7 protein-coding genes are annotated in these 8,261 nt (G+C 60.1%); 2 read left to right on the plus strand and 5 right to left on the minus strand.

Annotation, left to right across the window (positions count from 1 at the left end):
* Positions 1–428 precede the first annotated feature (428 nt).
* Positions 429–1,403 carry a LysR family transcriptional regulator gene (locus AC5PZ0_RS09475; RefSeq protein WP_274888379.1) on the plus strand — a complete coding sequence of 325 codons (975 nt, stop codon included), beginning with the start codon at positions 429–431 and terminating at the stop codon, positions 1,401–1,403.
* A gap of 48 nt (positions 1,404–1,451) precedes the next feature.
* Here AC5PZ0_RS09475 and AC5PZ0_RS09480 read toward each other — a convergent pair whose 3' ends face one another.
* From AC5PZ0_RS09480 to hisN, 3 genes are all read right to left on the minus strand, one after another.
* The gene (locus AC5PZ0_RS09480) at positions 1,452–2,285 is read right to left on the minus strand and encodes an RHS repeat-associated core domain-containing protein (protein WP_493854783.1); all 834 of its coding nucleotides are present in this window, start codon (positions 2,283–2,285) and stop codon (positions 1,452–1,454) included.
* 123 nt (positions 2,286–2,408) lie between these two features.
* Positions 2,409–3,140: a hypothetical protein gene (locus AC5PZ0_RS09485; protein WP_027596802.1), complete on the minus strand. Its 732-nt coding sequence runs from the start codon at positions 3,138–3,140 to the stop codon at positions 2,409–2,411.
* Positions 3,141–3,228: 88 nt separating this feature from the next.
* On the minus strand, positions 3,229–4,020 hold the full coding sequence (hisN, locus tag AC5PZ0_RS09490) for a histidinol-phosphatase (protein ID WP_085273361.1): 792 nt from the start codon (positions 4,018–4,020) through the stop codon (positions 3,229–3,231).
* Between the two features lie 220 nt (positions 4,021–4,240).
* Between hisN and AC5PZ0_RS09495 the strand changes: the two genes are divergently transcribed.
* Complete coding sequence (locus AC5PZ0_RS09495; protein ID WP_454243677.1) at positions 4,241–4,885, plus strand: helix-turn-helix transcriptional regulator; 645 nt, start codon at positions 4,241–4,243, stop codon at positions 4,883–4,885.
* Positions 4,886–5,034: 149 nt separating this feature from the next.
* Here the strand turns inward: AC5PZ0_RS09495 and AC5PZ0_RS09500 are convergent, their stop codons facing one another.
* Entirely contained in the window at positions 5,035–7,038 is a 2,004-nt protein-coding gene (locus AC5PZ0_RS09500; RefSeq protein WP_493854784.1) for a MacB family efflux pump subunit, read from the minus strand.
* Between the two features lie 2 nt (positions 7,039–7,040).
* Positions 7,041–8,198, minus strand: a complete 1,158-nt coding sequence (macA, locus tag AC5PZ0_RS09505) for a macrolide transporter subunit MacA (RefSeq protein ID WP_099430906.1) — start codon at positions 8,196–8,198, stop codon at positions 7,041–7,043.
* Positions 8,199–8,261: the final 63 nt, after the last annotated feature.

The following is an 8,261-nucleotide window of genomic DNA, read 5'->3' on the forward strand; positions in this document are numbered from 1 at the left end:
TTACCGAAAGAATCTCATCGGCATGGCTCATACGACCCTCGTTATTATGCTTATTAACCAATCTATCAACATCGCACTGTTCGGTAAGGCGGGTAGATCAGTGCGAGTACGCTTGGCAGTCCGTTCAAGAGCGAACGTGAGTCAACACCGGCACGCAGAAAGTCCTGCTTCAAAAAGTTATTCGACATCGATGTCTCAATGTCGCGCCGTGGGATTTACGTTATGCCTTGGCCCAGGGTGGGTCCAACGACATTTGCAGGGCGCTAATCATTACCTGAAGTTATCAATCAGGGCCCTAACCCGCCCCGCCCTTTGTAGGAGCAACCTTGTGCTGCGAAGAGGCCCGCTCATACACTGGTTATGGGATGCCGGTAAGGGCCCTTTCGCAGCACAAGGCTGCTCCTACACAGGACCTGAACCCTACCGACATGGTCAGACACTCCGAACCCGATCAGACCTTGATCAAGATGCCTTCGCTGCGCGCGGTCAAAGTCTTCGTCGCGGCCGCCAAATACCAGAATTTCACCCGTGCCGCCGAGGCCCTGTGCGTCACCCAGGCCGCCGTGAGCCGGCAGATCCGTGAACTGGAAACCTACCTGGGTGCCGAACTGTTTACCCGTGTCGGCCGCGCGGTAGAGCTGACCGTGGCGGGTTCAATCTTCTTCGATGCGGTGCAGTTATCGTTCGTCAACATCTCCCAGGCGGCCGAGCGAATCCGCAGCAACATCAACCCCAAGCACGTGGTTACCCTATGCTGCTCGCCTGCGTTTGCCGCCCTGTGGCTGGGGCCACGGATGCCGAAGTTCTTCGAGCAAAACCCGGACATCGACATCAACCTGGTGACCACCCAGAACTTCCTGTCGATGGAGCCTGGCGTACGGCCGGACATCTACATCACCAAGCTGGGCAAGATCCAGGCCGGCTACAGCTGCCACCCGCTCAACCATGATGTGGTCTACCCGGTATGCAGCCCGCAATACCTGGCACAGCACCCACAGCTGGCTACCTTGGAAGGAATTCGCGATGGCTCGCTGCTCAACCTCAGCCCCTATGGGCGCTCACAGGTGGCCGAGCACGTCGACTGGAATGTCTGGTTGGCGTTCCATGACGTCGACCTGAAGAGCCGTGCCAGCACGGCGCCGCATTTCTTCAATGCCAATGACTACAACCTGCTGGTGCAGCTTGCCCTGAGTAGCCAGGGCGTGGCATTGGGTTGGCACCACCTAGTGGGCCCGCTGGTGGAGCAAGGCTTGCTGGTGCGGCCGGTCGAACAGCAGTTGGTGCTCAAGGACACCTTCCATTTCCTGGCCTTCAACGAAGACAAGGAGCATGACGCCAGTTGCCGACGGTTGCGTGACTGGTTGTTGGTAGAATTTCAACCGTTGCTGGAGGCTGCCACCTGACGCCTGCACATTGATTGCCTGATAGACGCTCGATCTGGCAATGACTCGTCAGCGGAGGCGCTTCCTCCGCTCCAAGCCCTTAGGTGGCGGCTTGTTGTTATAAAGTCTAGTATAAGCGTCGTCTAGGCTAAGCATCCCGAAATCAAAATCTCCTCCTCGCAAAGCTGCAACCAATGCAATAAAAGTGGATTCCACCCTGGTTTTAACTTCAATGTTGTGCAGACCAATTGCCGCCGCCGCCCAACCGGCATCTCCGACGATCATCCCCAAGTTGCCAGGTGTTATCTGGCCGTTCTGGATCGCCTGCAACGCCGTCAATCTAGAGTTTAACACCATCGAATACTCTGAACCGGGGTTCAATTTTACGAAATCCACCATTGACCGCGACCCCACCTTTGACAACTGCCTAACATAATCAGCATGGATATCTTCAGACCGCTTAATTATTTTGCTTTTTACATGCTCTGGCAGATTAGCATCCGTACCGCCCCTCAAACCGTTGCGAAGACGAGTTCGAGCTTGATTTTCGATGATTTTGCTGTGGATCTTAACCCTATTTCTGGCTCTCGACGCCCATTCCGCAGCAGCTTTGGCATAGATAGGTTTAAGCTCATGACCGGTTGGGTCAGCATAGTTTATTGGATCATTGTTGCAATATGCATACGCATTGAACCCTCCTTCATCAAAGGGACTCCATCCATCGGGTGAATTAAAACGCATCCTACAGGGGCTGTAGACTCTGTAACCATTGCCTAAAACATATCCATCCCATTTGCTATCCTGTCGTTCACCCACGTAACGAACAAGCGGGATACTGCTTAGCCCGAAATGGCTATACCCATAGGGTGAGTAATTGAATCTATTACTTTTTTCTTTTCCCATGACACAAGCACCGTGCTTGATGAATAATGCCAAATACGATAGTAACTATTCTACTTTGTGCAACTAGCAAAAATACCAGGCAACGCATAACTCGCTCGTACGGAAACGTACTAAAACCGTACTTCACTGCACCGGCAAGAAATTCATCAACAACAGGCTTTGCGCATAATTGAGTCCGATCCGCCGATAGCGCTCGTCCAGCAGCTCTGCCAGCAAATCCAGCCGCGCCACGATCTTGCCGAACTCGACGGCGAAACTCAGGTTGCTGCCCTCCTCCGAAATCTCGTTGGAGAACAGCAACAGCACGCCATTCGCATCCTGCCGCTGGCTAAGCATCCAGGTGGCTTTCTCGATATTGCGTGCCGCGTTATTGACGAACAGCGGGTCGATAGTGTCCGTCATGTAGAACTCGGTGCGCCCGCCATGGGCGGTAATCAGCATGCTGCCGATGGCATAGATGAACGCGCCGACCCGGTCCCCGCGAAACTCGGGGCTCAGCGCGTAACTCAAGGCGGCAAGGTCGCGGCGATTGCCCAGTTGCGCCAAGGGTTGGCGCTGTTCGATGGCTATCCGGATCTGCCGCTCGGCCGTGGCGGCATCGACGTAGCCAGACATCTTCCACTGGTTGGGGTTGCGCAGGTACAGCTTGTTCATCAGCAGGTACAAGCTCTGCAGGTTGTCGCGCATCGACAACGTCGCCAGGCGGTCGACACTGGTCTGGAACAGCTCGCTGGGCTTGCCATTGCCGAACTGGCTGACGATGTCACGGCCCTGCTCTTGGGTACAGGCGCACAGGCACGTCAGTGCGCCTGCCAACAGCAGGCCGGGGACTATTCTGGAAGGGCTTGCAACCATCGGCACCGGGTCGATATTCGGCGGCCGCACCGGGGATCAGTGCAGCCTGGCCAAGCATAGAGCCCAAGAAACCGAAAAAGTGCGATGGTCACATGGCGTGACGCAACATCTCCACCACCTGCGCATGCAACGCCGGGTCACCACAGGCCACCACACACCCGCCATGCTGCGCCGAGCTGCCATCCCAGGCCGTGATCACACCGCCCGCCCCTTCGATGATCGGCATCAAGGCCTGCACGTCATACGGCTGCAGGCTCGCCTCCACGATCACATCGACAAAGCCCGACGCCAGCATGCAATAGGCATAGCAGTCGCCGCCGTAACGCATCAGCCGAGCCTTGCCGGCCACGGTCTCGAATGCCGCCTTGCGCGCTGCGGTGTCGAACATGTCCGGGGTGGTGCACATCAGCGTGGCCGAGGCCAGGTCGGCGCAGGCACGGGTTTTCAGCGGCGTGCCACTGCGCCAGGCCCCTTCCGGGGTGCCGACGAAGCGTTCGCCGGTAAAGGGCTGGTTCATCACCCCTACCCGCGGACGCGTGCCATCGTTCAAGGCAATCAAGGTGCCCCACAGCGGCAGGCCGGTGATGAACGCGCGGGTACCGTCGATCGGGTCGAGTACCCAGGTCAAGGGGCTGGTGCCCACTGCCACGCCTTGCTCTTCACCCAAAATGCCGTGCTCGGGATAGCGCGCCTGGATCAGCGCGCGCATGGCATCTTCAGCCGCCTTGTCGGCCACCGTCACCGGGTCGTACAACCGCCCGCCTTTGTCCTCGACGTCCAGGCTGGCACGGAAATACGGCGTGATCGCCACAGCGGCGGCATCGGCCAACTGCTCGGCAAAGGCGCGGAATTCGCCAATCTGTTCAGCACTCAGGGACATGGGGCAGGCCTCTTGAAGATGATGGAGGCCAGCATCATACCCGACAACCCGCGCCACAGCAGTCGCCTGCCATAGAAGCCATTATTATGCCACTATCACTACTTCATTTAACCGTCACTCAATCGTTGTACTAGGATACCCATCACCTCCCGAATGCGGCCCAGGATGCGGGCCAACAGCCAGACGGGAAATTGCACCACCGGACCTCATGGACGACACGATGAATTCGCACCTGCTCTACCCACAAATCGGCAAAGTCATTGCCAGCACCGGCAGCCGCCAATTCCCGCGCATGCTGCACGACCTGATCCAGGCCCACCTGACCATCGACGCCACGCACATACGCCTGCTGCCCGTGGCCCCGGCCGGCCCTGACGCCAACGCGCCCGTGATCAACGAGACCGTATTTTCCTCGGACGTGCAGCCAAGCAGGGACTGCAGCGACCCGACGCGCTTGCACCTGATTCGCCGCAAAGGCGACGCCCGCTACGAAATCCAGGTGCTGCGCGCTGACTCCACCTACGGCTTCTCCGCCTTCGAACGCAACCGCCTGGACGACATCTCGCCCCTGCTGCTGCCGATGCTGGAAAAGCACATCGATGCCCTGCAACCCGCCGCCGAGCGCGCCACGCAAGAGAGCCTCGAACAGCGTTTTCTCGACCGCCTGGCGCAATCGGGGCTGAAGCTGTCCGAACGGGAGCGCCAGGTGTGCCTTGGCCTGCTGGCCGGGCATACCGCACCGGAGCAGGCCGAGCGGCTGGAGTTGAAGGTGAATACGGTCGAAAGCTATTTGCGCCGGGCGGCGATCAAGCTTGGCATCAGCGGGCGGCATTCGTTGATGCGCTGGATGTATACGGCAGTTTGATCTTGTAATCACCACTGGGGCACGAATCGCCGTGTAGGAGCAGCCTTGTGCTGCGAAGAGGCCGGTGATAACACCGTGAATCTTCGTTGCTATTACCGGCCTCTTCGCAGCACAAGGCTGCTCCTACAAGGGTTGAGGTACAGGGCACCTCAATCCCGTGCCAGCGCTTCGATCGGGTCAAGCCGGGCCGCGTTGCGCGCTGGCACAAAACCGAACACCACCCCAATCAACGTCGAACAGGCAAACGCCATCACGATCGACGCCGGTGAGAACACCATCTCCCACTGTTTGACGAACAACTCGAACAGGTAGCCGATCCCATACGACAAGCCAATACCGACCAGCCCGCCAAACAGGCAGACCATCACTGCCTCCACCAGAAACTGCTGACGAATGTCCGACTGCCGTGCTCCCACCGCCATGCGAATGCCAATTTCGCGGGTACGCTCGGTCACCGACACCAGCATGATGTTCATTACCCCGATACCGCCCACCACCAGCGAAATCACCGCGATCAGCGACAGCAGCAGGGTCAGCGAGCGGCTGGTCTTTTGCACGGTCTGCATGATGCTGTCGAGGTTGTTGGTGAAAAAATCCTTGGTGCCATGGCGTTGCAGCATCAGCTTGGTCACCTCCTCCTCGACCCGCTTGCTGGGCACGCCGTCCTTGATGCGTACGCTGATGCTGTCCAAGTGGCGTTGGCCAAGCACGCGGCCGCCAGCAGTCTCGTACGGCACCCAGATATTCAGCTGGTTGCTGGCGACGAACAGGTTCTTGTTCTCGGCGGTAACGCCGATCACCGTGCACGGCAGGTTCCCCACCAGGATCACCTGCCCCAGCGGATCTACGTTGGGGCCGAACAGGCGCTTGCGGGTGTTGTGGTCGATCACCACCACCTGGGCCTGGCGCCGTGCGTCCTCGGCGCTGAACACGATACCGGCGGCCAGGGGAATGTTGCGCACCTGGAAGTAGTGTTCGCTGACGCCATTGAGCTGCACATCGACATCGAGGTTGCGGTAGCGCACCAAGGTGCTCTGGCCGATCACCGGGGTGGCGCTGTCGACGTAGTACAGCGCGTTGAGCGCAGTGACGTCGGCGGGCACCAGGGTTTCGATGGTCTTCGCCCGGCTGTCTCCGAAGTTGCTACCCGAATAGATATCGATGGTGTTGCTGCCAATTGCCTGGATGTCCTTGAGCACGTAGCCCTTGGCCCCTTCGCCGATGGCCGAGATGGACACCACCGAGGTGATGCCAATGACAATCCCGAGCATGGTCAACAAGGTGCGCATGCGGTGCGAGATCAAAGCGATCCAGGCCATCTTGAAGGCCTCGCGGAACATCCCCAGGCTAGCGACCAGGCGCCTTGCTGGCGAAGCGGCCGGTGCTGGCTCGGCCACCGGGGTGGGCATGGCTGCGGTGCCCGTGCGCCGGTCGCTGACGATCTGACCGTCGCTGACCTCGATGACCCGTTCAGCATGCGCGGCGACCTTGGGGTCGTGGGTCACCAGGATCACCGTGTGCCCGGCTGCGTGCAGCTCCAGCAGAATATTCATCACCTCTTTACCGCTGGCCGTGTCCAGCGCACCGGTCGGCTCGTCGGCGAGGATCACCTGGCCACCGTTCATCAGCGCCCGGCAGATACTCACCCGCTGCTGCTGCCCGCCGGACAACTGGCTGGGGCGGTGTTCCAGATGCCCGGCAAGCCCCAAGCGCGTGAGCAGCTCACGTGCCCGGTCGTGGCGTTGCCCGTGCGCAGTGCCGGCATACACTGCTGGAATCTCGACGTTGTGCAGGGCATCCAAGTGCGGCAGCAGGTGGTAGCGCTGGAAGATGAAGCCAAAATGGTCGCGGCGCAGCGCCGCCAAGGCATCGTCGTCCAGCGTGCGCGTCTCTTGGCCGCCGACCTGGTAGCTGCCACTGCTGGCGTTGTCCAGGCAGCCGAGGATATTCATCAGGGTCGACTTGCCGGACCCGGAGGCGCCGATGATCGCCACCAGCTCGCCACTGTGGATCTGCAGGTCGATACCCTTCAGCGCCAGGAACTCGCGGTCACCGGCCAGAAAACTGCGGCTGACCCCCTGCAGGCGCAACAATGGCTCGCCGTTGCTGCAGGCAACGGCGCTGTGTGCGCTCAGCTCGACATTCATGTTCATGCTCACGCCCCTGCTTCGCCAGACACCGGTTCGCCGATCACCACACGGTCACCTTCGGCCAGGCCATCCTTGATCTGCACTTTGACGTTGTTGTTGATCCCCGCCTGCACGTTGCGCACCTGAGCGAAGCCCTTGGCATCGATCACCCGCACCGGGAAGCTGCCGTCGCCATTGCGCGCGCCCAGGGCGGCCACCGGCACAGTGAGCACGCCTTCGGCCGTGTCGAGCACGATGTGCACCTGCGCGGTCATCGAGATGCGCAGGCGGTGCTCGGGGTTCGCCACCTCGAACAGGGCGTTGTAAAACACCGCGCCATTGGGTTTCGTGGCGCTGCCATCACTGTTGTCGGTGCTTTGCGCGTAGTTCTGCGGGGCCGGTTCGGTGCCGCGCAGCTTGGCGTAGTAGCGTTTGTCTTCACCGAGGATGGTGAAGTACACCGGTTGGCCTGGGCTGATGTGGATCACATCGGCTTCCGACACCTGCGCCTTGACGGTCATGGTGTCGAGGTCGGCCAGCTTGAGCAGCACGGGCGCCAACTGGTTGGCGATCACGGTCTGCCCTTCTTGCGTGACGATGCCCACCACATGGCCGTTGATCGGTGCATTGATACGGGTGTAGCCCAGGTTGACCTTGGCCGTGTCGATCTCGACCCGGGCACTCTGGATTTGCGCATCGAGCGAGCGCACGGCGGCCTGCTGTACCTCGTATTCGGACTCGGCGTTCTCGAAGTCCTGGCGCGATACCGACTCGTCGGCCTGCAGTTCGCGATAGCGCTCATACACCCGCCTGGCCTGCTTGAGCTGGGCCAGGCTAGAACGGCGCTCGGCCTGCAATTTGTCCTCGTCGACCTCAGCCTGGCGCAAGGTATTGCGCAGCACCAGCGGGTCGATTTCGGCCAGCCACTGGCCCTCGGTGACCTTGTCACCCAGTTTGACCTTCAACGAGCGCAACTGGCCCGACACCTGGGCGCCGACATCCACCTGTTTGATGCCCTGCAACGTACCGGTGGCCAACACGGCGTTCTCGATGTCGCCACGTTCGACCGTGGCGGTGATGTATTGCGGCGGCTTGGCCGGGGCCTGGACGGCATACAGCGTGATGCCGGCGACCAGGGCCACGGCGATGCCGAGGCTGTATTTGCGGAATCTGGACTTTTCCATGAACACTCACTATCTCTTCGGGTTCGCATGACCCGGCCCCAGTGGGGCCGGGAAGGCCCATCT

The organism is Pseudomonas sp. 5.2 (genome assembly GCF_059025405.1).